Below are 25,386 nucleotides of genomic sequence, written 5' to 3'. Positions count from 1 at the left end.
GAGACGGAACGTGCTCTGCGCAACAATCGCGCCCGAGGGACCGGTGCGTCAAGGGATTCGCCCACTCAGCCGAACGAATCGCGGCGAAACGGCTACTGTTGCGTCATGCGGAACCAGGACGCGGGGAACGCAACGCCCAGTCAGGTGCAGTCCGTCGATCGCGCGATCAGCGTGCTGGAGCTGCTGGCACGCAACGGGGAAACGGGGATCACCGAGATCGCGGGCGAACTCGGCGTGCACAAGTCGACGGCTTCCCGGCTGCTGAGTGTCCTGGAGAACCGTGGCCTCGTCGTGCAGCTCGGGGAACGCGGCAAGTACGCGATCGGCTTCGGGATCGTCCGGCTGGCGGGTGCCGCCACCGGCCGGATGGACCTGGCGAAACTCGGCAGGCAGACCTGCCAGGGCCTGGCGGAGACGCTCGGCGAGACGGTCAACATCGCGATCGCCGACGACGGGGTGGCGATCAACGTCAGCCAGGCCCGCGGTTCGGCCGCGATCACCACGCAGAACTGGACCGGCCAGCGCACGCCCCTGCACGCGACGTCCAGCGGGAAGGTGCTGCTCGCGCATATGGGCGACGGCGAGCGCAAACGCTTGCTCCGGCGGAAACTCGAACAGTTCACACCGCGGACCACGGTCGATCCGGACGAGCTGAGCGCGGAACTGCGGCGGGTCGCGGAGGACGGGTACGCGGCCTGCTTCGAGGAGCTGGAGCTGGGGATGCACGCGGTCGCGGTGCCGGTGCTCGGCCCCGGCGGCGACGTCGTCGCGGCGATGAGCGCCTCCGGTCCGTCGTACCGGCTTTCGAAGCAGCGGGTGCGGCAGATCGTGCGGCCGCTCGCCGAGGCCTCCGCCGATCTTTCGGCGCAGCTGGGGTACTTCGCGGAGTAGCGCCCCTTGAACCAGGGGACCTTTTCGGGCTCTTGACAGCGCGCCCGCACGTGCCGCACTTTGTTGCTGAAGACGGAACAACGTGCCTCATCCGCAACAGCGCCTGTCACCCCGATGCCCGTGTCCTTTGTGGACTTCACGGGCAGGCAGGAGGTTCCCCGCACCATGCCCCCTGGACCCCGCGTCGTCGTGATCGGCGCCGGAATCGTCGGCTGCGCGCTCGCCGACGAGCTCACCGAACGTGGCTGGACCGACCTCACCGTGCTGGACCAGGGCGACCTGTTCGCCACCGGCGGCTCCAGCTCGCACGCGCCCGGCCTGGTCTTCCAGACCAACACCTGCCGGACGATGACCGGATTCGCCCGGTACACCGTCGCCAAATACGGCGCGCTCGACCTCGACGGGAGCCCGTGTTTCCGGCAGGTCGGCGGGCTGGAGGTGGCCACGACTCCCGAACGGCTGGCCGATCTCAAGCGGCGGCACGGCTGGGCGACCGCGTCCGGGATCGAAAGCAGGCTGATCGAGCCGGGCGAATGCGCGGCACTGCATCCGATGCTCGACCCGGCCAAGGTGCTCGGCGGGTTCCACATCCCCTCCGACGGCCTGGCCAAACCCTTGCGGGCCGCCGAGGCGCAGGCCCGCCGCGCGATCGGGCGCGGCGCCAGGTTCCTGCCGCGCCAGAAGGTCGTCGGGGTCGAACGGGCGGGCGGCCGGGTCACCGGCGTCACCACCGAGACCGGGAGTTTCCGCGCGGACGTCGTGGTCTCGTGTGCCGGGATGTGGGGACCGCTGCTCGGCGAACTGGTGGACCTCGCGATCCCGCTGGTCCCGATGGCGCACCAGTACGCGCGCACCAGTCCCCTGCCGTCACTCGCCGGGGTGACCGAAGAGGCCACCCGGCCGATCCTGCGGCATCAGGACGCCGATCTCTACTTCCGCGAGCACACCGACCGGATCGGCATCGGCGCGTACGGGCACCGGCCGATGCCGTTGCCTCCCCGGGAGATCGGCGCCGGCGAGGGCATGCCGTCGGAACTCGCGTTCACGCCCGCGGACTTCGAGGAGTCCTGGGCCGCCGCCGTCGACCTGCTCCCCTCGCTGGGCGAGACCAAGGTCGAAGAGGGCATCAACGGCCTGTTCTCCTTCACCCCGGACGGGATGCCGCTCCTGGGCGAGCACCCGGATCTCGACGGGTTCTGGGTCGCCGAAGCCGTCTGGATCACGCATTCGGCCGGGGTCGCGCGGGCGATGGCGCGCTGGCTGGTCGACGGGCAGCCCGGCGCCGATCTGCACGGCTGCGACCTCGCCCGGTTCGAACGCGTGCAGCTGGCCCCGGACTACGTCATGGCGCGCAGCTGCCAGAGCTTCGCCGAGGTCTACGACGTCGTCCATCCCTTGCAGCCCATGGAAGAACCGCGGCCGCTGCGGACGAGTCCCTTCCACGAACGGCAGGCGGCGCTCGGCGCGTACTTCCTCGAAGCGAGCGGCTGGGAACGGCCGCACTGGTACGAGGCGAACGCGAACCTCCCGGAAGCCGGCCTCGTCCCGGAGCGCAACGACTGGGCCGCGCGATACTGGTCCCCGATCGGCGGCGCCGAAGCACTGGTCGCGCGGCAGCGGGTCGCGATGTTCGACATGACGGCGCTGAAACGCGTGGAGGTCACCGGTCCGGGTGCGTTGCCGTTCCTCCAGACGATGACCACGAACCAGCTCGACAAGAAACCCGGCTCGGTCACCTACACGCTGCTGCTCGACGAAGACGGCGGCGTGCGCAGCGATCTGACCGTCGCCCGGCTCGGCGCCGAACGGTTCCAGGTGGGCGTCAACAGCGCCATCGACATCGACTGGCTGCGACGGCACCTCCCCGGTGACGGCGCCGCGCAGATCCACGAAACCACACCGGGCACCTGCTGCGTCGGACTCTGGGGGCCGCTCGCCAGGGCGGTGTTGCAACCACTGTCCACAACGGACTTCTCGCACAAGGCGATGGGGTACTTCAAGACGAAACCGGTATACGTCGGCCTGGTACCGGTCACCGCCATGCGACTGTCCTATGTGGGCGAACTCGGCTGGGAGCTGTACACGAGCGCCGATCTCGGCCGCGAACTGTGGGACACGCTCTGGGAAGCCGGGCAGCGACACGGGATCATCGCCGCCGGGCGGGACGCCTTCTCCAGCATGCGCTTGGAAAAGGGGTACCGGCTGTGGGGCACGGACGTCACCGCCGAACACGACCCGTACGAGGCCGGTCTCGGATTCGCCGTGCGGATGGACAAGGGCTACTTCATCGGGCGGGACGCGCTGGCGGGCCGGTCGGCGGAGACCGTCACCCGGAAGCTGACCTGCCTGACCGTCGACGATCCGTACGCGGTGGTGCTGGGCAAGGAACCCGTGTACGCCGACGGCCGTCCCGCCGGATACGTCACCAGCGCCGCGTACGGCTACACCGTCGGCAAGAACATCGCGTACGCCTGGCTTCCGGTGGAGTTCACCCAGCCGGGCAGGCCGCTGGAGATAGAGTACTTCGGCGAGCGGATCCCCGCCGTCGTGGCGAGTGAACCGCTGTTCGACCCCGGGATGACCCGGATCAGGAGCGCCGCATGACCCACTACGACGTCATCGTCGTCGGCCTCGGCGGGATGGGCAGCGCGGCCGCGTACCGGCTCGCCCGGCGGGGACAGCGCGTGCTGGGCATCGACCAGTTCGCGCCGGTGCACAACCTCGGGTCCAGCCACGGCGGCTCGCGGATCACCCGGCAGGCGTACTTCGAGGATCCCGCGTACGTCCCGCTCCTGCTGCGGGCACACGAACTGTGGGGCGGCGTCGAACGGGACTCGGGCCGGAGGATCTTCACCCGCTGCGGCGGGATCATGCTCGGCGGCCCCGATTCGCGGACGGTGTCGGGCAGCCTGGCCAGCGCGCGGGAATGGGAGCTGCCGCACGAACTCCTGGACGCCGCGGAGATCCGGCGCCGGTTCCCGACGATGAACCCGGCGGACCACGAGATCGCGCTGTACGAGGAGAACGCCGGCTTCGTGGTGCCGGAAGGCAGCGTGGCGGCGCATCTCCAGCTCGCCGCGCGGGCCGGGGCGGATCTGCACCACGAGGAGAAGGTCCTGTCGTGGCGGCAGACGTCCACCGGGGTCCGGGTCGGGACGTCCGAGAGCTTCTACACCGCGGAACAGCTGGTGATCTGCCCCGGCGCCTGGGCACCGGGGCTGCTCGCCGAACTCGGCGTCGAGTTCACGATCGAACGTCAGGTCCAGTACTGGTTCGCACCTTCGGACGGGGCGGAGGAGTTCCGCGCCGAGCGGCATCCGATCTACGTCTGGGAAGGCGAAACCGGCCGTCAGTTCTACGGCTTCCCCTCCCACGACGACGCCGGGAGCGTGAAGGTCGCGTTCTTCCGCGGCGGCGAGACCTGCACGCCGGAGACCATCGACCGGACGGTGCACGCGGAGGAGGTCGGCGAGATCTCGGAGTTCGTCGGGCGGAAGATGCCGTCGCTGCCCGGCGCGTTCCTGCGCGGGGCGACCTGCATGTACACCAACACCCCCGACGAGCATTTCGTCCTCTCCCGGCATCCCGCGCACGAACGCGTGGTGGTCGCCTGCGGCTTCTCCGGGCACGGCTTCAAGTTCGTCCCGGTGGTCGGCGAAGTGCTCGCCGATCTGGTGGTGGACGGCACCACCGAGCATCCGATCGCCCTGTTCGACCCCGCCCGGCTGACGGGAGCGAAGAGATGACTCTGACCGGACAGTCCTCCAGCCTGATCCCGACCCTGGGCGGCGGCTACTACACCGATCCCGCGATCTTCGCGGCGGAGCAGGAAAAGATCTTCGAACGACAGTGGTTCTGCGCCGTGCGCTCGGCGGACCTGCCGTCGGCCGGCGACTACCGGACCGTCCAAATCGGACGCGAGAGCGTGCTCGTCGGCCGGGGCAGGGACGGCGGGCTGCGGGCGTTCCTCAACGTCTGCCGTCATCGCGGCGCCCGGCTGTGCACGGAAGAGACGGGTACGGTGAAGCGCGCGTTCCAGTGTCCGTACCACGCGTGGACCTACGGGCTCGACGGGAAACTGATCGCGGCGCCGAACCTGGCGAACCTCCCCGGCATCGACCGCGCCGAGTACGGCCTGCACACCGTGCACCTGCGGGAATGGCTGGGTTACGCGTGGGTCTGCCTCGCCGCGGACCCGCCGTCGTTCGAGGACGACGTCGAAGGCGCGGTGCGGGAACGGCTGGGCGATCTGGAGTCGATCGGGCACTACGGCCTCGACGAGCTCTCGGTCGGGCGCCGGATCACCTACGACGTCAAGGCGAACTGGAAACTGATCGTCGAGAACTTCATGGAGTGCTACCACTGCGCGACCATCCATCCCGAGCTGACCGAGGTGCTGCCGGAGTTCGCGGACGGGTACGCGGCGCAGTACTACGTCGGGCACGGCGCCGAATTCGGCGAGGACGTCGAGGGGTTCACCATCGACGGCGGTTCGGGTTTCGAGCGGCTCGACGGCGTCGCGAACGAACAGGACAGGCGGTACTACGCGATCACCATCCGGCCGCAGGTGTTCGTGAACCTGGTGCCGGACCACGTGATCTTCCACCGGATGTACCCGCTCGCACCGGACCGGACGGTCGTCGAATGCGACTGGCTCTATTCGGCCGACGTCGTGGCGACAGGGCGGGACGTGTCACGTTCGGTGGAGTTGTTCCACCGCGTCAACGAGCAGGACTTCGACGCCTGCGAACGCTGCCAGCCCGCGATGGCGTCCCGGGCCTACCGCGCCGGAGGGGTGCTGATGCCGTCCGAGCACCACATCGGCGAGTTCCACGCCTGGCTGCGCACTCATCTGGAAGACCGCGTTTAGAGGAGGAGGGAGGTCGCGAGCGCCGTGGTGTCGACACCGGCGACACCGTCGAGAACGTGCCAGGGCGCGAGCCAGCCCGTCGCGGCGAGTTCGTCGTAGACCACCGAGCACCGCTTCTGGAGCGCGTCGTCGGTCTCGAAGGAGTCCCGCGCGCGGTCGGCGTCGCTCGCCGCGCGGCGCTGCGCGCGGTCGGCGGCGACGTCGGCGGTGACCCGGAGCAGCAGATGCGCGGCGGGCACCGGCAAGCCGAACCGGTCGATCTCCTGTTCCCGGAGCCAGCGCACGAACTCGCCGTCCGCGCCCTGGTGGAGCCGGGCGGCGCCGTACGCCGCGTTCGACGCGACGTACCTGTCGAGCAGCACGACGTCGTGATCGCCGAGACGGGCGCGGATCTCGCCTGCCGCTCCCCGCCGGTCGAGCGCGTACAGCAACGCCATGCCGTACACGGAGTCGATGAGGTCGCCGTGCCCTCGGTGCAGCGCTTCCTTCACCAGGTCGGCGTGCACGCTTTCGCCGTAGCGCGGAAACGCGATGGACGCGACGCTCGCCCCGGCGGCGTTCAGCGCGCCGGTCAGCGCGTCGGCGAGGGTGCGCTTGCCCGCACCGTCCAGACCTTCGATAACCACGAGTCGACCCACGCGGCAAAGGATAAGGCGCGATGGTCGACCGGCGGGCCGGACGGGTCAGCTCACGTCCAGCCCACCGGTCCGCTAGGGGACGCGCCTCTTCGAGTGCAGGAAGAAGCCGGCGACGCAGATCAGCAGCAGGCCGCCGAAGATCAGCAGCGGGACGAACCCGGTGTCCTGCGCGTCCGGCGCGGGGCCGCCGTCGCCGCGAGGCATCACTTGGGCGTTGTAGCCACCGGCCTTGCCCTCCTGGGCGTACGGCGAGTTCGCGAGCATGGCGCCGTACCGGCCGGAGACCGTCTTCTGGTACTCCGCGAGGGAGGTCGTGGCACCGGCCGCGTAACCGCTCGCGCCCGAGTCGAGCAGCGTCACCCGGCCGTCGCGCAGCGCGTACCAGGCGTCGACCTGGGGTTCGTGGAGCAGGGTCGCACCGGCGGGCAGCCGCCGGGCCAGCGCGCTTTCCCGGTCACCCGACGCGATGTTGCCGACGCGCCAGGCGCCGTCGTCGCCGCGGACGGTCCAGACGGTCGCGGTCTGCCCGTCGGAAGCCGTCACCGGGACGGCGACGTAGGCGAGCTGCCCGGCGACCGCGCCGCCACCGGCGACGAAGTCCCTCGAAAGCTCGTAAACCGGGAAGGATTCGTCGACGACGCTGACCGACGGCGTCCGGCCCGAACCACCCGTCTGTGTGAGGAAGCGACCGATTTCGGCACGCAGCGTGGGGTCGTCGGCAGCGGCCTTCGCGGCCGCGAGATCTTCACTCGAGAGGCTGTCCGCGCGGGCTCCGGGCGCCGAGATCAGCAACGAGACCGCGACCAGCCCGGCGAGCCCGAGGAACCGCCGCGCGCTCATCGCCGGATCCCGGTGAGCGTGTGGGTCCAGGTGAAGGACTTGTTCCCGGCGTAGAAGTCGTAGGTCGACCAGTTGTAGCGGTTCCCGGCGGGCAGTGGATCCCCCCACGAGACCCACTTCCGGCCGGCGTCGTGGCCGTAGAGGACGTGCATGTGGCCACCGCCCGCGGCCCAGCCGACCCTGGTCTGCACCGGGCGCCCGGCCCCGGTCTGCGCCTGGACGTCGGCGAAGGAAATGCGTCCCTTGAGGTAGTTCCCCGGGGCCGAGAAGCCCAGCTTGCCGAAGGCGCGCCGGACGTCACCCAGCGTTCCCGGCTCGTCGGCGCACTCCCGGCGTCGCTCGTTGTGGGCGATCCGGCAGAATTCGTTCTGAGTGACGGTCACACCGTGGTGTGCCGCGATGGTGTTGCCGGAAGCCACCCAGCACCACTGGGACTTCTCCTGCACCTGCATCGCGATGGTGTCCTGGCGGGCAGGCGGCTGGGGCAGCGCGCTCGCCGGGGTCTGGATCGCCAGCCACGCCACGAGACTCGCGGCGCCGGCGGCGCAAACCCTCCTCGAGAACACAGGCACGACGGGCCTCCTGGTCACCATGGCGAACCAATGTGGTCACAACGGTGAACAGCAGGCTCACACAGAGCAAGATGGGCACTCGGCGGAACGGACCGTTCCGGGGCGTTTCCACACCCCGGAACGGTCACTCTTCCGGGGTCAACCACCCCGAACGGGGGACGTAGTGTTCACAGTGCGCTGCTAACGTGAACGTTCCGCGGTGTTCACGCTCAGCGCACACACTGGTCTGGTGAAGGGACGAGCGGTGACACGAGACGGTGCCGATGCGTTCTCGGCGGGAAAGCTTGCCTCGAACGTTGACACCCCGACGATCATCGATGGCACGCGCCGTCAACCGCTCGAATCCCTGCCCAAGGAGCTCGTCGAGGCTCTTCGCAGCGGCGAGTTCCACCACGCGCTCCGGCAGGCGATCGCGTACCGCGGCCTCTCCCTGGCCCGGCTCCGCGCCCACCTCGGGCTCCGCGGTGTCCAAATCGGACAGTCGACGTTGAGCTACTGGCAGCGTGGATTGCGCCAGCCGGAGGTACCCAAGGCACTCCCCGCGGTCCGCGCGCTGGAATCGGTGCTGCAACTGCCGGCGGACGCGCTCGTCGTGCTGATCGGGCCGCGGACGACGCGGACGCGCGGGCACCAGATGGCCGCGTCGTTCCACGACATCCGGTCCGGCGACATGGGCTCGATCGTCGACCAGCTGCTGGCCGAACTGGGCGCGTATCCGTCGGCCAACCGCTACAACGCCGACCTCGAAATGCTGTCGGTGCACGACACGATCACCTTCGACGCGGCGCACCGGCAGGTCGCCCTGCACACCCGGCTGGTGTGCCGGGCGCGGCGGCACGGCCCGGACCGGTACGTCACCGTCTACAACGGCGACCCCGGCTGCGACATCGGCGACGTCGAGCTCAACACCGCCGAGGGCTGCCGCGTCGGCCGGATCCGGCGCAACGCCGAGGCCGAGACGATGGCCACCGAACTGCTCTTCGACCGGAAGCTCGCCGAGGGCGAGATCCACGTGTTCTGCTTCGAGGTCCGCGACGACTCCGGCGCCGCGTCCCCCGGGTACTTCCGGATGCTGCGGGACCAGTGTTCGAGCTACCTGGTGCAGCTGCAGTTCGCGCTCGGCTCGCTGCCCGCCCGCTGCACGCGGCAGTTCCGGACGCGCGACGACGCCGTGCCCGTCGAGTCCGAGGAGCTGCCCTGCGACATGGGCGGCGTGACCAGCGGTTTCTTCAGCGACGCCGGGCCGGGGCTGGCCGGCATCGAGGTCGAGTGGGAGTAGCGCTCACGTGGGTCGTGAGTGGCGATTCGGGTTAGAACCCGAATCGCCACTCACGACCACCCCAGCACTCTCAGTACCGGTAGTGGTCCGTCTTGAACGGACCTTCGACGTCCACGTCGATGTACTCGGCCTGCTCCTTGGTCAGCTTCGTGAGCTCACCGCCGAGCGCGTCGAGGTGGATCTTCGCGACCTTCTCGTCGAGCTTCTTCGGGAGGCGGAAAACCTCCTTGTCGTACTCCTCGTGCTTGGTGAACAGCTCGATCTGCGCGATCACCTGGTTGGAGAAGCTGTTCGACATCACGAACGACGGGTGCCCGGTCGCGTTGCCCAGGTTCAGCAGGCGGCCCTCGGACAGCACGATGATGCTCTTGCCGTCGGGGAAAACCCACTCGTCGACCTGCGGCTTGATATTGATGCGCCGGATGCCCGGGTAGCGCTGGAGACCCGCCATGTCGAGCTCGTTGTCGAAGTGGCCGATGTTGCCGAGGATCGCCTGGTGCTTCATCCGCGCCATGTGCTCGACGAGCACGACGTCCTTGTTGCCGGTGGTCGTGATGATGATGTCGGCCTCGGGAAGGACGTTCTCCAGCTTCTTGACCTGGTAGCCGTCCATCGCCGCCTGGAGCGCGCAGATCGGGTCGATCTCGGTGACGATCACCCGCGCGCCCTGGCCGCGCAGCGATTCCGCGGCGCCCTTGCCGACGTCGCCGTAGCCGCAGACGACCGCGACCTTGCCGCCGATGAGGACGTCGGTGCCGCGGTTGATGCCGTCGATCAGCGAATGCCGGATGCCGTAGCGGTTGTCGAACTTCGACTTCGTCACGGCGTCGTTCACGTTGATCGCCGGGAACAGCAGCTCACCCGCCGCGGCGAGCTGGTAGAGCCGCAGCACGCCGGTCGTGGTCTCCTCGGTGACACCGCGGACGCCTTCGCCGATCTTGGTCCATTTGCCGGTGTCGGCCGCGACGGAAGCGCTCAGCAGCTGGAGGAAGACGCGGAACTCGTCCGAAGTGTCCTCGTCAGGGGAAGGGACGACACCGGCCTTCTCGAACTCGGTTCCCTTGTGCACCAGCATGGTGGCGTCGCCGCCGTCGTCGAGGATCATGTTCGGGCCCTCGCCGTCCCAGGTGAGCATCCGCTCGGTGCACCACCAGTACTCCTCCAGCGACTCGCCCTTCCAGGCGAACACCGGCACCCCCTTGGGCTCCTCGGGCGTGCCGTGCGGGCCGACGACGATCGCCGCGGCGGCGTGATCCTGCGTGGAGAAGATGTTGCACGAGGCCCAGCGAACCTCCGCGCCCAGCGCGACGAGGGTTTCGATCAGGACCGCGGTCTGTACCGTCATGTGGAGCGAGCCCGAAACCCGGGCTCCCCGCAGGGGATACACCTCGGCGTACTCGCGGCGCAGCGCCATCAGGCCCGGCATCTCGTGCTCGGCGAGGCGGATCTCCTTGCGGCCGAACTCGGCGGCCTCGAGATCGGCGACGGCGAACTCGATGCCGTTGCGGGTGTCGTGCCGCTTGGCAACGCTTTCGGGGGTCATATGCGCGCTTCCTCCAAGGTTGGATGACATCGGAACAGTACCGTTATCGGCTCAAAGCCCACCGAAACGGATTGGAGGCCTTCACCGTGGTCATGCCGGGTCCCGATACCCGCGTCGTCGAAATACGCGTACCCGGGCTAGTGGGCACGAGCGGTGAAAGCCTGCTGGATTCGACGTCGGTGGTCGACGTCGCGGGCGACGGGATCGGCAGGCTGATCCGGCCGTCGGACCGGCTGCGCCGTCCCGCTCCCGGTCCGGTGCTGCCCGCGCTCGGCCGTTCGATCCCGCGCATCCTCGAAGGCTACCTGTGGAGCGGGATGACCTCGGGGGGCGCGGCGAAGGCGACTTGGGCGCTGCTTTTCCCGTTCTCGCTGGCGAACGTCGCGCACTGGATGCTGCCGCCGGTCCCGGAGGGCAAGCGGTTCGCGGCGGCGCTCGGCGCGATCTGCCGGGGGCTGCTTCGGGTGGCCTCGCTGCTGCTGACGATGCTGCTGATCAGCCAGCTCGCGGTGGTCTCGCTCGACCTGTTCGCCGCGCAATGCCTCGCGCCCGGTTCGGACTGCCTGTCCGGCATCCCGTCGTTCGTGCGGGACTTCGCGCCGTTGCGGACGGCGATCGGGGTGCTCCCGCTGCTGGTGCTGATCTTCGTGCTCGACCGGATCCCGTCGTCGGACTGGCGGTCGCGGAACCGGCTGCACCGCGCCCACAGTTCGAGTCCGCTGCAACCGCAGGACCTGCCGCGGACGCCGGGGCTGCGCACGCTGCACACCGTCGCCGCCTTGACCTGTGTCGCGCTTCCGTTGCTCGGCGGGCCGTTCCGGCTGCCGTCGACGACGTTCGACGTGATCGTCTGGATCTGCGCGCTGGCGCTCGCCGTCGCCTCGCTGCTGGCCTCGACGGTCGGTTTCTCGGCCGGACCGGTGATCCGGGGCGGGCTGATCGCGTTCGCCGTCGCGCTGGTCGGGATCGCCGTCGTACGCCGGACACCGCTACCCGAGGGGCTTTCGGGCGGCGGGCTCGGCGGAGCGGACGGGACGGTCGAGGCGCTGGGCGCGTCGATGGTCCTGGTGACCTTGCTGTTCGCGCTGATCCTCATCCCGGCCGCCTTGTCCGGCCGCTCGACCTGGAAGCACATGCCGCGACGGTTGCGGCCCTGGCTCGGCGGCTGGGCCGCGGCGCCCGTCGTCGCGCTCGCCGGTCTTCTCGGCGGTGGTTTCGGCGCGGGACTCGCGGTCGCGCTGCGGCAACTCGTCGGCGCGACCGATCTCCGGCTGCCCGACACCTACGTGCTGGTGACCGTCCTGTGGGGTGCCGGGCTGGCGCTCGCGCTCGTGCTCGGTCTGCTGGGCTTCGCGGTGGCCGTCCCGCTGCGACGGCTGCGGCGCGGCGTCCCGGAGGTCGTCGCGCTGATGGAGATCAGCAAGGCGCAGGAAGAGGAAGCCGCCCGGGTCTGGGCCCGCGCCTCGTGGGAACGCAAGCATCTGCACCATCTCGCGCTCGCGGTGGCCTTGGCGATGGCGGCGGGCGGTGGCGCGCTCCTCGTGCTGCGCTTCGGTTTCGGCCCGCTCGCGAGCTGGTTCACGCCGATCTCGGCGATCGGCGTGTTCGCGCTGGGCGCGCTGGCGGCGGGATTGCTGCGCGTCGTGTTCGCCGCCGCGACGAAACCCACGCGCAGCCGTCACCTCGGCGCGCTGGCGGACCTCGTGTGCTTCTGGCCGCGTGCCGCCCATCCGACCGTGCCGCCGAGCTACGCGCTCAAGGTCGTCCCGGAACTCGCGGACCGGGTCAAGGAACACCTGGCCGATCCGGGCACGCGGGTCGTGCTGTCCGGCTACAACCTCGGCAGCCTGCTGACCGTGCTCGCCGCGGCGCGCGTGATCGCGGATCTCCCGCCGGAGGACCGTGAACGCGTCGGCCTGCTGACCGCGGGCTCACCGCTGCAATGGGGCTACCAGCGCGCGTTCCCCGCGATGCTGCCGCAGGCGCAGCTGGCCGGGCTTTACGAGGATCTCGGCGGCCGCTGGCGGGCGCTGTGCCGCGGTACGGACGTCTTCGGCGGCGGCGTCACGACATGGCGGCATCGCGTGGTGTCCGGGAAACTGCTGGGCGACGGCTTCCTGCCCGGCGGCGGGACCGGGCCGCTGGCCGCCGAACCCGACGAGCAGGGCGTCCTGGTGCTCGGCGGCGATCACTGGCTACCCGACCCGATGCGCGGGCCGACCGGACGGCACCGCTGGTCGCCCGGCGTCCTCAAGCACACGGACTACGTCGTCGACGCCGAATGGGACAACGCCGTCGCGATGGCCGCCGGTCTCGGCCGTCCCCGCGCGAAGAATCCTTGGGGCGAGCAGGGATCTCTGTTCGGAGACTTCCCGCAGATGCGCTGAAGTACATGAAGGCCCCCTTCCTTGCACCTGGCGCAAGGAAGGGGGCCTTCATGTACTAGGGCAGGCTTCAGTCGGTCTTGCCGCGGCGCACGCGCAGCAGGACCAGGACGCCGGCACCGGCCAGGACCAGCAGGCCACCGGCCCACAGCAGCCAGGCGTTGTCGAAACCGGTGTCCGCGAGGCCACCGCCGTTGCCGCCGTTACCGCCGACGTTCGGGGCGGGAACCGCGGTGCTCGACGGAGCGGAGGTCTGCGACGGCTTGTCCGTGGTGGTCGGAGCGGTCGTCGGCGGCTTGGCCGTCGTGGTCTTCGTCGGCTCGCTCGGCTTCGGCTGCTCGGTCGGCTTGGTCTTCTCGCCGCACGCGTACCACTTGTCGATGTTCGCCTTGGTGTTGTCGCGGTTGAACGGCGCGCGCAGCTCGGTCCACGGCGGGGTTTCGGCGAGCTTGCGCTTGCCCGGCTCGTAGACGTTGTAGCCGTCGTTGCCGCCGAGGACGACGATCGCGGTCACCTTGACACCCTCGGCGACGCCGGTGATGTCGAGCTGCCGCTCACCGACGCCGCCGGTGAACTTGAAGTCCGAATCGGACAGGGCCGAGCCGCCGGCCTTGACCTGCTCGCACTTGCTGACCTTGCCGGGGATCGGCTTGGCGCGGTCGTCGTCGGAGTGGCACGCCAGCGCGGTGCCCGTGACGCCGAGCAGGGCGGCCGTCGCCAGCGCGACGACGGTGACAGCGGAACGGACACGCCGTCCGGACATGATCTGCATTCAGAGCTCTCCTGTACCGATCGGGGGACAAACGAGCAAAGCGCGGTTACCTCTTTCGCGGGATGAAGGTCGACTCGCGGTGTTCTCCACGAGTCCCGTTCACCCGTCAGGGTGAGGCAAGAGCCCGGACGCTATCGCACACCGATTTCACACCGAAACCGGGGCCCCCGACAAAGCGGCCCACCATCCACAAGGGAATGGTGGGCCGCCGAAACGAGAATGATCAGTCCGATACGGACTCCGCCTTCTCACCCGCGTTCTTCTTGCCGAGCAGCGAATGACGGCGGCTGTAGACGAAGTAGACGACGACGCCGAGCACCATCCACGCGATGAACCGCAACCAGGTCAGCACGGTCAGGTTCAGCATGAGCCACAGGCAGGCGAGGATCGCCAGGATCGGGATCAGCGGCACCCACGGCACCCGGAACGCACGCGGCAGATCCGGTCGCGTCTTGCGCAGCACCATCACACCCGCGGAAACGAGGATGAAGGCGAACAGCGTGCCGACGTTGACCATTTCCTCCAGTTTGTCCGCCGGGAAGAAGGTCGCGGCGACGGCGACCAGTCCGCCGACGACGATGGTCGCCCGCTTCGGCGTCCCGTTCGCGCCGGTCTTCGCCAGGCCGCGCGGCATGAGACCGTCACGCGACATCGCGAAGATGATCCGGATCTGGCCGAGCATCAGCACCATGACGACGGTCGTCAGACCGGCGAGCGCGCCGACGGAGATGATGTTGGCCGCCCAGTCGACGCCGTTGACCGCGAACGCGGACGCGAGCGTCTTCTTGCTGCCGTCACCCGCCGAAGTGGCGAGATCCTTGTAGTTCACCATGCCGACGACCACGAGCGACACGGCGACGTAGAGCACCGTGACGATGGCGAGCGAGCCGAAGATGCCGCGGGGCACGGCCTTCTGCGGGTTGCGGGTCTCTTCCGCGGTGGTCGCGACGATGTCGAAACCGATGAACGCGAAGAACACCAGCGACGCCGCGGCCAGCAGGCCGAACACGCCGAACGAACTACTGCTGCTGCCCGCGAACACCGAGAACAGCGACTGGTCCACCCCGGTGGCCCCCGATTCGGCGCCGGACTGGGCGTCCGGGATGAACGGGGTGTAGTTGGAGCCCTTGATGTAGAAGACGCCGAGCACGATCACGAACAGCACCACCGCGACCTTGATCCCGGTGATCACCATCGAGAACCGCGAAGACAGCTTCGTGCCGACGGCGAGCAGCGTCGCCAGCACCAGCACCACGATCAGGGCGCCCCAGTCGACCGGGACACCGCCGATCTCGAACGTCGTCTTCGTGCCCTTGCCGAAGATGTAGGAGAGCACGGTTTCGAGATAGGCCGACCAGCCCTTCGACACCGCGGCCGCGCCGACCGCGAGTTCCAGGATCAGGTCCCAGCCGATGATCCACGCCATGAACTCGCCGAACGTGGCATAGGAGAACGTGTACGCGCTCCCGGCCACCGGGACGGTCGACGCGAATTCCGCGTAACAGAGCGCCGCCAGCGCGCAGGCGATGGCCGCGAAGACGAACGAGAGCGACACCGACGGCCCCGCGTAGTCGCCTGCCGTGCGCGCGGTGAGCGTGAAGATACCGGCGCCGATGACGACGGCGACGCCGAAGACGGTCAGGTCCCACGCGCTCAGGTTCCGCCTGAGCTTGGTCCCCGGTTCGTCGGTGTCCGCGATGGACTGCTCGATGGACTTCGTACGCCACAGACCGTTTCCGGGCACCCTTGACCTCCTACACCTGACTGCGGTTCATCGGACCTTATCGCCCGGTCGTGACGGCAGCGCGGTGGGAGAGCAACGAAGTACCCGGAGGTCGCGACGGTAATCGGCGGAGTACGGACAGTTGCGCCGATCGGCGGTCGCGGGGGCCGTGAATGGCTTCCGGACCTGGGGAGCGGGCGGCGCCGGGCTCAGCGCGCCAGCGAGCGGTCCAGGTCCGGCTCCAGGTAGATCAGCTTCGCCGTCGGCACCTTCGCCCGCACACGCGCTTCGGCGTCGTCGATGGCCTGCGCGACCTCGCCGGTCTCCAGCCCCGGTACCAGCGCGAGCTTCGCGGCGACCAGCATCTCGTCCGGGCCGATGTAGAGCGTCCGGATGTGGATGACCCGCTCGACCTTGCCCGCGGCGAGTTCGTCGACGATCGTGTCGAGGTCGGCCGGAGTGGCGCCCTCACCGATCAGCAGGCTCTTCATCTCGATGATCAGGATGATCGCGATGATGCCGAGCAGCACGCCGATCATCACGGTGCCGATGCCGTCCCACACCGGGTCGCCGGTGACGACCGAGAGCCCGACACCAGCGAGCGCGAACACCAGGCCGAGCAACGCGCCCGCGTCCTCCAGCAGGACCACCGGCAGTTCGGGGGTCTTGGCCTGGCGGATGAACGCCCACCAGCCCGCGTCGCCCTTGATCTTCTTCGACTCCTGGATCGCGGTGTAGAAGGAGTACGACTCCAGCCCGATCGCGACCACGAGGATGCCGACCGCCACCAGCGGCGAGGTCAGCGGCTCCGGCTCGCCGATCTTGTGGATGCCCTCGTACAGCGCGAACACCGAGCCGAGGCTGAAGAGCATCAGCGCGACGATGAACGAGTAGAAGTACCGGTCCCGTCCGAAGCCGAACGGGTGCGCGCGGGTCGCCTTGCGCTGCGAGGTCTTCTGCCCCAGCAGCAGGAGGCCCTGGTTCGAGGTGTCCGCGAGCGAGTGCACGGACTCGGCGAGCATCGAAGACGACCCCGTGATGAGGAAGCCGGTGAACTTCGCGGCCGCGATTCCGGCGTTCGCCACGAGCGCGGCGATGATCGCCTTGGTTCCGCCACCTGCAGACACGTTCAACTCCCGAATGGTGTCCCGATATGCCGGGTTCGAAGGCTAGCAGTGCAGATGAGCCCGGACGCGCGGGGCGGGACAGGTCACAGAATTGTCGGAGCCCCTCGCTAGTGTCGCCCCTCTCAGGACCTGGGAGGTGCCCGTGCCGCGATTCGGCGTGCTCGGACCGTTGACGATCGAGAGCCCGCCCGGGCGGCGCACGGCGCCGCGCGGCGATCATCAACGCGCCCTGCTGGCCGTCCTGCTGCTGAACGCGAACTCGTCCGTCCCGGTCGATGCCCTGGTCGAGACGCTTTGGCCGGAGACGCCGCCGAAGTCGTACTCCTCGAATCTGCACACGTACGTCTCCCGTCTGCGGGCGCGGTTCGAGGGGCTGGAGATCGAGCGGGACCCGCGGGGCTACCGGCTGGTGGTCGACCCCGCCGACCTCGATCTGCTGTCCTTTCGCGCGGCCGTCGCGGCGGGGCAGGCGGCGGCGAGGGCGGGCGATCCGGCGGCGGCGGCCGGGCACTATCGCCGGGCGCTGGCGGAATGGCGCGGGCCGGTCCTGTCCGGACTGCACGTCCCCCGGCTCGACGCGGACATCGCCCGGCTCGAATCGGAACGCCTCGCCGCGTTCGAAGACTGTGTCGACGCCGAACTGTCCGACGGCAGGCACGGCGAGCTCACCGGCGAACTCCAGGCGATGATCACCGAACATCCGCTGCGCGAGCGGCTGGCCGCACAGCTGATGATCGCGCTGCACCGCGCCGGACGGCAGGCCGATTCACTGGCCGTCCACCGCGATCTGCGCACCACGCTCGTCGAGGAACTAGGCGTGGAGCCCGGCGCCGAGGTACGCCGTGTGCACGCCGCCGTGCTGCGCGGCGAGGATCCGGTGCCGTCGGCCAGGCCGCCGCAGGTCTTCCCGATCTGCCAGCTGCCGCCGGACATCGCGGATCTCGCGGGCCGCGAGGGCGAGATCGCGAAGCTCTCCGGACTGCTCGGCGACGGCGCGGGTGTCCCGGTCGCGGTGATCACCGGCGAGCCCGGCGCGGGCAAGTCCACCCTCGCGGTCAGCACCGCGCACAGGCTCCGCGGCTCCTTCCCGGACGGGCAGCTGTTCGTCCCGCTGGCGGGCGCCTCCTCGACCCCTCGCGACCTCGCCGACGTCCTCGGCGACCTGTTGCGCGCGCTGGGCGTCACCGGTCCCGCCATCCCGGACGACGTCGCGGCCAGGGCGGCGGCGTACCGCGGCCGTCTCGCCGATCGGCGGGTGCTGGTGGTGCTCGACGACGCCGCCGGCCCCGAGCAGGTCCGCGCGTTGCTGCCGGGAACGCCCGGCAGCGCCGTCCTGGCCACCAGCAGGCGGCGGCTGTCCGGGCTCGCCGGGGCGGATCGCCTCCATCTGGCGCCGCTGTCCGGCGCCGAGGCGATGACCCTGCTGGAGCGGCTGGCCGGGCCGGACCGGGTGGGCGCCGAACGCGCGGACGCGGAACGGATCGCCAAGGCCTGCGGCAATCTCCCGCTGGCACTGCGGATCGCGGGTAGCAGGCTCGCCATGCGGCCGGGCCTGCCGCTCGGGAAACTCGCCGGGAAACTGGAGGACGAGGTCTCGCGCCTCGACGAACTCCAGGTCAGCGATCTCCAGGTGCGCGGCAGCATCGCGTCGAGCTACGAAGCGCTGAGCCCGTCCGCGCGGCGCGCGTTCCGGTTGATCGGCCGCTGCCGCACGCTCGACCTTCCCGCTTGGGCGGTGTCGGCCCTCGTCAACGACAGCGCCGACGAAGAAGCGGACGAGGCCATCGACGAACTCGTCGAGGCCAGCCTGCTCGAAGCCACCGGTCTCGATCCGACAGGTGAGCAACGGTTCCGTATGCACGACCTCGTGCGCGTGTACGCCACGGAACTCGGCCGGGGACTCGAAACCCGCGCCGAGCGGGTCGCCACCGTCGCGAAGTTGTCGGACGCCGCGCTGTGCCTCGCCGACACGGCGGCCCGCCGCCTGCCGAGGACGGTGCCGATGCCGTTGTCGGATCAGGACCTGCCCGCGCAGCCCCTGTCCGGCGAGCTGGTCGAGCGGCTGCTGCGCGATCCCGGCACCTGGTTCTCCGTGGAGCGGGCGAACCTGGTCTCCGCCGTCTCGTCGATGTGCGCGGTCGGCTGGCTGCGAAAAGCGTTGCGGATACTGGAAAGACTGAGCGCGTACCTGTACCTGCACAGTCATTACACCGACATGCGGACGGCGTACGAGATCCTGCGCGACGCGGCTCTCGAAGCCGGTGACAGGCACATCGCGGTCGTCGCCGAGGCGAACCTGACGGTGTTGCTGCACGTCCGCGGCGAGTACGAACGCGCCGTCGAGGGGTACCGCGAATGCTCGAAGGAGCTGGCGGAGCTGGGTGACGTTTCCGCGCAGGCGTGGGTCGAGACGAATCTGGCGCGCTGCCTCGTCGGTCTCGGCAGGGCCGGGGAATCCCTGCACGCCGCGACCCAGGCCCGTGAACTGTCCATTGTGGAGGAAACCGGGCCGGGGCCGTACGCGCTGCACGCGGAGTCCGCCGCGCTGCACCGGCTCGGCAAGGTCGCCGAGGCGCTGGAGATCGATCGCCGGAGCCTCGCGCACGCGCGGGAGAGCGGCGACGAACGCCAGCTCGGCGTTGCCCTGCAAGGACTTTCGTGGTCGCTGATGCTCGACGGCCGTGAGGAGGAGGCACGGGAGACGATCGAGGAATCGGTCCGGGTGCTGCGCCGGACGACGGCGAAATCGGCACTGGCGAAATCGTTGCGCACGCAGGGCGCGATCCTCGCCGGGGCCGGGCGGCGTGCCGACGCGGTGAAGGCCTACGAGAACGCGCGGCGGCTGGCGGACGCGCTCGAAGAACGGCCGCGGGAGCTTTCGTGCACGCGCGCGATCGCGGCGAGCTGGATCGGCGACGGCCAGGCCGGCCGCGCGATTCCCGTGCTGCACAGGTGTCTCGACGAATTCCGCGCCATGGGCGGGAAACCCGCGACGGGCCTCACCCTGCACGTGCTGCGCAGGGCGTACGAGGCCGTCGGGGAAACAGAGGCGGCCGAGGCGGCGGGTGAAGAGGCGAAACGATTGGAAGTCCCCCACGACGCCAACGCTTCGACCCTCGTCCGGTTGCTGTTGTCGCTCACCGAACCCGCCTCGGCCTGACCGGGTGGTGCCCGACCCCTCAGACGAGCACCACCCGGAAGTCACCGTGCTCCGAGCAGCGGTTCGCGCCGCTGGGCGGAAAACCAGGCCAGCGCGATCACCAGCACGCCGTTGGCGGCGGCGTCCCACACCGGTGGCGACGCCGGTTCGAGCCGCGCGACCGCGAACACGTTGATCAGCCCGGCGACGGTCAGCATCACGCGCACGGGCTGGGAGCCGCTCACGACCAGCGCGGCGGTGAGCAGCACCTGCGCGCCGAGGGTGATCAGCACGACCAGCGGGAGGTTCAACCTGCCTTCCGCGTCGACGGCGAGGTCCTGCAGGCCGGCACCCGCGGCTTTGACGGACTCGATCGCGTCACCCGCGAGCCCCGCCAGTGCCGGCGCCGAACCTGCCAGGTCCTGGCCGTCCGGCAGCGGGAGCACCAGGTCGACGACCGGGACGAGCGCGGTCACGACGGCGATTCCGAGCGCGGCGAGCAGGGTGGCGGGGCGCACGGGAACCGGCACCCGGTAGGCGCGTCCGCTCACCGCGTCGGGATGGGAAGTCACTGCTGCTCTCCTCGGCCATCGTCATCCGGGAGCAGCCGACGACAATCGCCGGGTCACCCGTAAGGATGATGGTCGCGGAACCCGCCACACGGAACGCACACACTTCGCCAAGGGCAAGCGTTCAGTCCTCTGGATGCGATCCTTGCGCGCGCAAGTACCGCGTCCAGAGGACTGAACGCGTGAGACGTCAGCAGGTGCCGGCGGTCGCCCGGAAGACCTGGGTGCGTTCGCCGGAGAGCGGCCGCACGAAGACGGCGGGATCGGCGGCCGGGAGCCACACCGACTGGCCGCGGCGGAGTTCGACCTGCTCGCCGTCGTCGGCCGTCACCAGCAGGCCACCGGCCGTGCAGAGCAGGATCTGCGGGCCGACGTCGTGGACGGCGATCTCGCCGTCGTCCCCGGCCGCCCACTCGATCCGCGACAGCTCGAACTCGGGCGCGTCGGTGCGGTACACCGACAGGCGCTCCTCGCGTTCCCCGCTCTGGACCGGCATCTCGCCGCACGCGAAGTCGACGACGCGCAGCAGCTCCGGCACGTCGACGTGCTTGGGCGTGAGCCCGCAGCGCAGGATGTTGTCCGAGTTCGCCAGGATCTCGACGGCGGTGCCGTGCAGGTACAGGTGCAGGTTGCCGGCGGGCAGGTAGATCGCCTCGCCCGCGCTGAGCGTGAGCCGGTTGAGCAGCAGCGCCGCGAGCACGCCCGCGTCCCGCGGATGCGACTCGCCGAGTTCCAGGATGGTCCGGCATTCGACGTCGAACTCGCCGCGCTCCTGGACGTGCTTCACACACGAATCGAGGACCTCGGGCAGCAGTTCGTCGAGCGCGGCCTGCGGCAGGGTGATCCAGGTGGTGAACAGCGCGCGCAGCCCGGCCGGATCCGGCTGGGCCTCCAGCAGCACCGCGTACTTCGCCAGCCCCGGCGTCTCGATCGCCTTCAGCAGCGAGATCGTGCGTTCCGGGTCGCGGAAGCCCGCCAGCGCGTGGAATTCCGTCAGCGCGCAGACGAGTTCCGGCTTCGCCGTCGGATCCGGGTAGTTGCGGTTCGACGCGTCGCGCGGGATCCCCGCCGACTCCTCACGCGCGTACCCCTCCGCCGCCTGCGCGGCCGACGGGTGCGCCTGCATCGAAAGCGGCTCTTCGGCCGCGAGGATCTTCAGCAGGAACGGCAGCCTGCCGCCCCAGCGGCCCGCGCAGCTCGTGCCGAGCTGGCCGACCGGATCGGCTTCGACGAGCTCCAGCAGGCTCCGCTCGGTGCCGTCCGGGCCGATGACGTGGGACGGGTCGCCCGGGTGGGCGCCCATCCACAGTTCCGCCTCCGGATGCGGCGCCGGCACCGGACGCCCCAGCAGCTCGGGGATCGTCGTTCTGGACCCCCACGCGTAGGGCCGCACGGCATTGCGCAGCAGCTCCACTGTCACCTCAACTCCTCGCCGGGCACGGGTTGTTTGTGCCGGCCCTCATTTCTTACGTCGCGCGCGGGGCTCACGCCGTTGCAGGCGTGTACCTCCCGGCGCCGCCGATGCTGCCGACGGCCAGTCCGAGATAGACCGCGGCCAGCTCGAAACGCAGCGAGAGAACGGCCGCACGCACGATCTCGTCCGTTTCGATCTCTTCGGCCGGGGCGATCACATCCGCACCGGGCAGCAGGTCTTCCGCCTGATAGCGGGCCGCCTCCGTGGCCGGTCCCGTCCGAACCGAGAGGAGCAACACCCTCGGCGTCGCGCCGGCCCCCTCCTCCGGGTCCGCGAAGATATCGCGTTCCACGCCCCCGGACAACGCCGCCCGTCGCAAGGCGGGCCTGGCCAGCGCCTGGCGGTAGTCCTCCACGTCACAGACGACGGCCGCGTGGGCTGCGAACGCGTGGGCCGCGTGCTCGCCGACGGCGACCGCGACCGGGTCCAGCCCCCACAGCAGCGGCTGCCGCTCGGCCAGCTTCAGCGCCAGCGCCTTGGCCGGGTTCGCGAACGAGTCCCTGGCCAGGTAATCCTTCTCGGCTTCCGCGTCGAGCTGGTCGGCGAGCTGCTCCAGGTCCGCCACCAGCAGGCCGAGCGCGTTCGCGGTGAGCAGGGCCGCGGCGAGCCCACGCGGGAAGGCCATCTCCGGCGGGACCGGGATCCTCGGCGCGAGCAGCAGCCCCTTGCCCGCGACGGACGCCGCGACCGGGCCGTCGCCGGGCGCGGACAGCACGACCCTCGCGCCGAACCGGGCGGCGCGCTCCAGCGAGGCGGCCAGCTCACGGTCACCGGCGTCGTCGGTGTGCGCGAAGACGACGTCGAGCGCGCCGATCCAGCTCGGCACGACCTCGGCGACGACCACCGGCACCGGGCACGACGGCGTCAGGAGCGCGGCGACCAGCCGGGTCAGCGTCCGGCTGACACCGGGCCGGTCGATCAGCACGAGCGAGCGCGGGCGCCCGACGTCCAGGCGATCGCTCAGCTCGAGTTCGGCCGCGGCCTCGGCGGTCGCCCGGACCTGGGCGCCCGCCATCGCGGCGGCGCGGAGAAGCCCCGCGGTGTCGGCTTCGGCCAACCGCGCGGGATCGTCGAGCAGGGAATCGTCAGGGACCGTCGGCATGGGCGCCATCCGGGGTCGTCGGCTCGGTGGCTTCGTCCAGCAACAGTACCGGGATTCCATCACGGACCGGATACACCCGACCGCATTCCGTGCAGGTCAGCGCGTCGGCCTCCGGATCCGCCGTCGTCCCCGTCCGCAGCGGTGCGTGGTCGGGGGACGGGCAGGCCAGGATCTCCAGCAACTGTGCGTCAAGCGTGACGGCCATGGTAACTCCCTACCTGTGGGACATCTCTATGTGTGTTTTCACGCCACATTCGTTACCCACGGACTATCGCCAATACGTCTTCGGTCAGGGCCCGGACGGCTTCGGCGTCGGCGGCCTCGACGTTCAGGCGGAGCAGCGGCTCGGTGTTGGACGGGCGCAGGTTGAACCAGCCGCCGCCGGGGAGCTGCACGGTGAGGCCGTCCAGCTCGTCGATCTCGACGCCGTCACGCGCGGAGAACGTGTCCTTGACCGCGAGCATGCGCGCGACCTGGTCGTCCACGGTCGAGTTGATCTCGCCGGAGGCCGCGTAGCGCGAGTACTCCGCGGTCAGCTCGGACAGCGGGCCAGTCTGCTCGCCGAGGGCGGCGAGGACGTGCAGCGCGGCCAGCATGCCGGTGTCGGCACGCCAGAAGTCGCGGAAGTAGTAGTGCGCGGAGTGCTCGCCGCCGAAGATCGCGCCCGTCTTGGCCATCTCGGCCTTGATGAACGAGTGCCCGACCCGGGTGCGCACCGGCTTGCCGCCGTGCTCGGCGACGATCTCCGGGACCCCCTTCGAGGTGATCAGGTTGTGGATGATGGTGCCGCCCGGCTCCTTCTCCAGCTCCCGGATCGCGACCAGCGCGGTGATGGCGCTCGGCGACACCGGTTCGCCGCGCTCGTCGACGACGAAGCAGCGGTCCGCGTCACCGTCGAAGGCCAGGCCCGCGTCGGCGCCTTCCTCGCGCACCTTCGCCTGGAGGTCGACGATGTTCTTCGGGTCGAGCGGGTTGGCCTCGTGGTTCGGGAAGTTGCCGTCGAGCTCGAAGTACATCGGCACGACCTCGATGGGCAGGCCCGCGAAGACGGTGGGGACGGTGTAGCCGCCCATGCCGTTGCCGGCGTCGACGACGACCTTCAGCGGACGGCTGCCCGACAGGTCGACGAGCTTGCGCAGGTACGTCGCGTAGTCCGCGAGGACGTCCTTCTCGGTCACCGAACCGCGCTGGCCCGCGAAGGTGGGCACGCCCTGCTCGACGGTGTCGCGGATCTCCGCGAGACCGGAGTCCTGGCCGACCGGGGCCGCGCCCGAACGGCACAGCTTGATGCCGTTGTACTTCGCCGGGTTGTGGCTGGCGGTGAACATGGCGCCCGGCAGGTTCAGCGAGCCGGACGCGAAGTACAGCTGGTCGGTGCTGGCGAGGCCGATCGTCACGACGTCGAGCCCCTGCGAGGTCACGCCGTCGGCGAACGCGGTGGCCAGCTCGGGTGAGGAGTCGCGCATGTCGTGGCCGATCACGACGGAGTCCGACTCCGGCTTGATCAGCAGGGCGAACGCCGAGCCGAGGTCGCGTACGAGGGCCGCGTCCAGCTGCTCACCGACAACGCCGCGAATGTCGTAGGCCTTCACGATGCCCGAAAGGTCTGGCACGCCTGCTCCCCGCCGATAGTCTCGTTCAACGCCCTCTGGCGCGCTCGAAAGCCTACCGGCGAGCCCTCGCGTCAGGCTCGGCCGGGCAGCACGCGCAGATGGCCGCGCCTGCCGGAGGGACCCTCGGGTTCGGGCTCCGGCGCGGGCTTGTCCGAACGGCCCGCTTCGCGCACGGCCTCGGCCAGCGCGGTCAGCTCGTCGGCGGAGGGATCGGGGGCGGCGAAGGCGCCCTCGTGCCGGACGACTTCCCAGCCCTTGGGCACGGTGAGCCGCAGGGCATGGGCTTCGCAGAGGTCATAGGAGTGCGGCTCGCTCGCGGTGGCCAAAGGGCCCACTACGGCCGTCGAATCGCTGTAGGCATACGTGAGCGTGGCGACAGCGGGTTCGAGACAACCCGTTCGCGAACACTTTCGTACGCTCCGCACGATCGAGAACGATAGCGCGTCGCGGGCCCGGCGTACCGGCGACACGCGCTTTGAATCGCCGAGCGCGTACCCTTCGGTGCGTGGCGACGGCTCGTGATTCCCGACAGCGACGGCGGATGCGCCGGGACCGGCACGGCCGGGGCCTGCGTGGAGCGCTGTATCCGTCGACCCTTCCCGCCGCCGCTAGCAGGGCGGAAAGGTTCGACGCGCTGGTTTTGGACGCGCTCGAACCGATCGAAGCGCGGTGGCGGCACGAGCTGACGAAGCTCGACGTCGCCGTCGACGACGTTCCCGAAGTTCGCTCGGATGGCGCACCGGCCGGAGTGGACGGCGTCCTGCACGACGGGGCCGTCCCGCTCTCGCGGCTCGTGCCCGCCGGCGTCGACCGCGCCGGCCTCCCGACTCGCGCCCGCATCGTCCTCTAC

21 protein-coding genes are annotated in these 25,386 nt (G+C 70.1%); 8 read left to right on the top strand and 13 right to left on the bottom strand.

What is annotated here, in order from left to right:
• Positions 1–105 precede the first annotated feature (105 nt).
• From B0293_RS06545 to B0293_RS06530, 4 genes are all read left to right on the top strand, one after another.
• Positions 106–891: an IclR family transcriptional regulator gene (locus tag B0293_RS06545; RefSeq protein WP_039915284.1), complete on the top strand. Its 786-nt coding sequence runs from the start codon at positions 106–108 to the stop codon at positions 889–891.
• A gap of 165 nt (positions 892–1,056) precedes the next feature.
• On the top strand, positions 1,057–3,495 hold the full coding sequence (locus tag B0293_RS06540) for a GcvT family protein (protein ID WP_039915286.1): 2,439 nt from the start codon (positions 1,057–1,059) through the stop codon (positions 3,493–3,495).
• Entirely contained in the window at positions 3,492–4,637 is a 1,146-nt protein-coding gene (gene solA, locus B0293_RS06535) for an N-methyl-L-tryptophan oxidase (protein ID WP_005150772.1), read from the top strand. Before B0293_RS06540 ends, solA begins: the two co-directional genes overlap by 4 nt.
• Complete coding sequence (locus B0293_RS06530) at positions 4,634–5,761, top strand: aromatic ring-hydroxylating oxygenase subunit alpha (protein WP_005150777.1); 1,128 nt, start codon at positions 4,634–4,636, stop codon at positions 5,759–5,761. Before solA ends, B0293_RS06530 begins: the two co-directional genes overlap by 4 nt.
• Here B0293_RS06530 and B0293_RS06525 read toward each other — a convergent pair.
• The 3 genes from B0293_RS06525 to B0293_RS06515 form a co-directional block, all read right to left on the bottom strand.
• On the bottom strand, positions 5,758–6,387 hold the full coding sequence (locus B0293_RS06525; RefSeq protein WP_005150779.1) for a dTMP kinase: 630 nt from the start codon (positions 6,385–6,387) through the stop codon (positions 5,758–5,760). The genes B0293_RS06530 and B0293_RS06525 overlap by 4 nt on opposite strands.
• A gap of 84 nt (positions 6,388–6,471) precedes the next feature.
• Positions 6,472–7,239, bottom strand: coding sequence for a hypothetical protein (locus B0293_RS06520; protein WP_005150781.1), 768 nt, complete (start codon positions 7,237–7,239; stop codon positions 6,472–6,474).
• Positions 7,236–7,805 carry a papain-like cysteine protease family protein gene (locus B0293_RS06515; protein ID WP_039915291.1) on the bottom strand — a complete coding sequence of 190 codons (570 nt, stop codon included), beginning with the start codon at positions 7,803–7,805 and terminating at the stop codon, positions 7,236–7,238. Before B0293_RS06515 ends, B0293_RS06520 begins: the two co-directional genes overlap by 4 nt.
• Positions 7,806–8,055: 250 nt before the next feature.
• On the opposite strand from B0293_RS06515, the gene B0293_RS06510 reads away from it, so the two are divergent.
• Entirely contained in the window at positions 8,056–9,090 is a 1,035-nt protein-coding gene (locus B0293_RS06510; RefSeq protein WP_052014250.1) for a hypothetical protein, read from the top strand.
• Positions 9,091–9,160: 70 nt separating this feature from the next.
• Here B0293_RS06510 and ahcY read toward each other — a convergent pair whose 3' ends face one another.
• Positions 9,161–10,633, bottom strand: a complete 1,473-nt coding sequence (ahcY, locus tag B0293_RS06505; protein WP_005150785.1) for an adenosylhomocysteinase — start codon at positions 10,631–10,633, stop codon at positions 9,161–9,163.
• A gap of 92 nt (positions 10,634–10,725) precedes the next feature.
• Here ahcY and B0293_RS06500 point away from each other — a divergent pair, with 92 nt between their 5' ends.
• Positions 10,726–13,020, top strand: coding sequence for a hypothetical protein (locus B0293_RS06500; protein ID WP_052014259.1), 2,295 nt, complete (start codon positions 10,726–10,728; stop codon positions 13,018–13,020).
• Positions 13,021–13,087: 67 nt separating this feature from the next.
• On the opposite strand, the gene B0293_RS06495 is transcribed toward B0293_RS06500, so the two are convergent.
• The 3 genes from B0293_RS06495 to B0293_RS06485 form a co-directional block, all read right to left on the bottom strand.
• Positions 13,088–13,789, bottom strand: coding sequence for an LPXTG cell wall anchor domain-containing protein (locus tag B0293_RS06495; RefSeq protein ID WP_005150787.1), 702 nt, complete (start codon positions 13,787–13,789; stop codon positions 13,088–13,090).
• Positions 13,790–14,012: 223 nt separating this feature from the next.
• Complete coding sequence (locus B0293_RS06490; protein WP_005150789.1) at positions 14,013–15,533, bottom strand: amino acid permease; 1,521 nt, start codon at positions 15,531–15,533, stop codon at positions 14,013–14,015.
• Between the two features lie 188 nt (positions 15,534–15,721).
• On the bottom strand, positions 15,722–16,639 hold the full coding sequence (locus B0293_RS06485; protein WP_005150791.1) for a cation diffusion facilitator family transporter: 918 nt from the start codon (positions 16,637–16,639) through the stop codon (positions 15,722–15,724).
• Between the two features lie 142 nt (positions 16,640–16,781).
• On the opposite strand from B0293_RS06485, the gene B0293_RS06480 reads away from it, so the two are divergent.
• Positions 16,782–19,799: an AfsR/SARP family transcriptional regulator gene (locus B0293_RS06480; protein WP_005150794.1), complete on the top strand. Its 3,018-nt coding sequence runs from the start codon at positions 16,782–16,784 to the stop codon at positions 19,797–19,799.
• A 41-nt stretch (positions 19,800–19,840) separates the two neighbouring features.
• On the opposite strand, the gene B0293_RS06475 is transcribed toward B0293_RS06480, so the two are convergent.
• The 6 genes from B0293_RS06475 to B0293_RS06450 form a co-directional block, all read right to left on the bottom strand.
• Complete coding sequence (locus B0293_RS06475; RefSeq protein WP_005150795.1) at positions 19,841–20,350, bottom strand: hypothetical protein; 510 nt, start codon at positions 20,348–20,350, stop codon at positions 19,841–19,843.
• 187 nt (positions 20,351–20,537) lie between these two features.
• Positions 20,538–21,761, bottom strand: a complete 1,224-nt coding sequence (gene manA / locus B0293_RS06470) for a mannose-6-phosphate isomerase, class I (RefSeq protein WP_005150800.1) — start codon at positions 21,759–21,761, stop codon at positions 20,538–20,540.
• Between the two features lie 70 nt (positions 21,762–21,831).
• Positions 21,832–22,923: a hypothetical protein gene (locus B0293_RS06465; RefSeq protein WP_005150804.1), complete on the bottom strand. Its 1,092-nt coding sequence runs from the start codon at positions 22,921–22,923 to the stop codon at positions 21,832–21,834.
• A complete protein-coding gene (locus B0293_RS06460) occupies positions 22,907–23,128 on the bottom strand; it encodes a Trm112 family protein (protein WP_005150815.1) in 222 nt (73 codons plus the stop codon). Before B0293_RS06460 ends, B0293_RS06465 begins: the two co-directional genes overlap by 17 nt.
• A 52-nt stretch (positions 23,129–23,180) precedes the next feature.
• Positions 23,181–24,536, bottom strand: a complete 1,356-nt coding sequence (locus B0293_RS06455; RefSeq protein ID WP_005150816.1) for a phosphomannomutase/phosphoglucomutase — start codon at positions 24,534–24,536, stop codon at positions 23,181–23,183.
• Positions 24,537–24,607: 71 nt separating this feature from the next.
• Positions 24,608–24,961 (bottom strand): DUF3499 domain-containing protein, encoded by a 354-nt coding sequence (locus tag B0293_RS06450; RefSeq protein WP_073848429.1) that lies wholly within the window; start codon positions 24,959–24,961, stop codon positions 24,608–24,610.
• A gap of 116 nt (positions 24,962–25,077) precedes the next feature.
• Here B0293_RS06450 and B0293_RS06445 point away from each other — a divergent pair.
• On the top strand, positions 25,078–25,386 hold a 309-nt coding region (locus B0293_RS06445), incomplete at its 3' end, for a metallopeptidase family protein (RefSeq protein ID WP_245820065.1).

Origin of the sequence: Amycolatopsis azurea DSM 43854, assembly GCF_001995215.1 — a bacterium.
Taxonomy (GTDB): domain Bacteria; phylum Actinomycetota; class Actinomycetes; order Mycobacteriales; family Pseudonocardiaceae; genus Amycolatopsis; species Amycolatopsis azurea.
The sequence above is the reverse complement of the archived record's forward strand: the minus strand, read 5'-3'. Positions and strand labels throughout refer to the sequence as shown.

Excerpts from the sequence above, each read along its gene's own strand:
- B0293_RS06545 (WP_039915284.1), top strand. The coding sequence starts at position 106 with ATGCGGAACCAGGACGCGGGGAACGCAACGCCCAGTCAGGTGCAGTCC.
- B0293_RS06540 (WP_039915286.1), top strand. The coding sequence starts at position 1,057 with ATGCCCCCTGGACCCCGCGTCGTCGTGATCGGCGCCGGAATCGTCGGC.
- solA (WP_005150772.1), top strand. The coding sequence starts at position 3,492 with ATGACCCACTACGACGTCATCGTCGTCGGCCTCGGCGGGATGGGCAGC.
- B0293_RS06530 (WP_005150777.1), top strand. The coding sequence starts at position 4,634 with ATGACTCTGACCGGACAGTCCTCCAGCCTGATCCCGACCCTGGGCGGC.
- B0293_RS06520 (WP_005150781.1), bottom strand. The coding sequence starts at position 7,239 with ATGAGCGCGCGGCGGTTCCTCGGGCTCGCCGGGCTGGTCGCGGTCTCG.
- ahcY (WP_005150785.1), bottom strand. The coding sequence starts at position 10,633 with ATGACCCCCGAAAGCGTTGCCAAGCGGCACGACACCCGCAACGGCATC.
- B0293_RS06500 (WP_052014259.1), top strand. The coding sequence starts at position 10,726 with ATGCCGGGTCCCGATACCCGCGTCGTCGAAATACGCGTACCCGGGCTA.
- B0293_RS06495 (WP_005150787.1), bottom strand. The coding sequence starts at position 13,789 with ATGCAGATCATGTCCGGACGGCGTGTCCGTTCCGCTGTCACCGTCGTC.
- B0293_RS06465 (WP_005150804.1), bottom strand. The coding sequence starts at position 22,923 with ATGCCGACGGTCCCTGACGATTCCCTGCTCGACGATCCCGCGCGGTTG.
- B0293_RS06460 (WP_005150815.1), bottom strand. The coding sequence starts at position 23,128 with ATGGCCGTCACGCTTGACGCACAGTTGCTGGAGATCCTGGCCTGCCCG.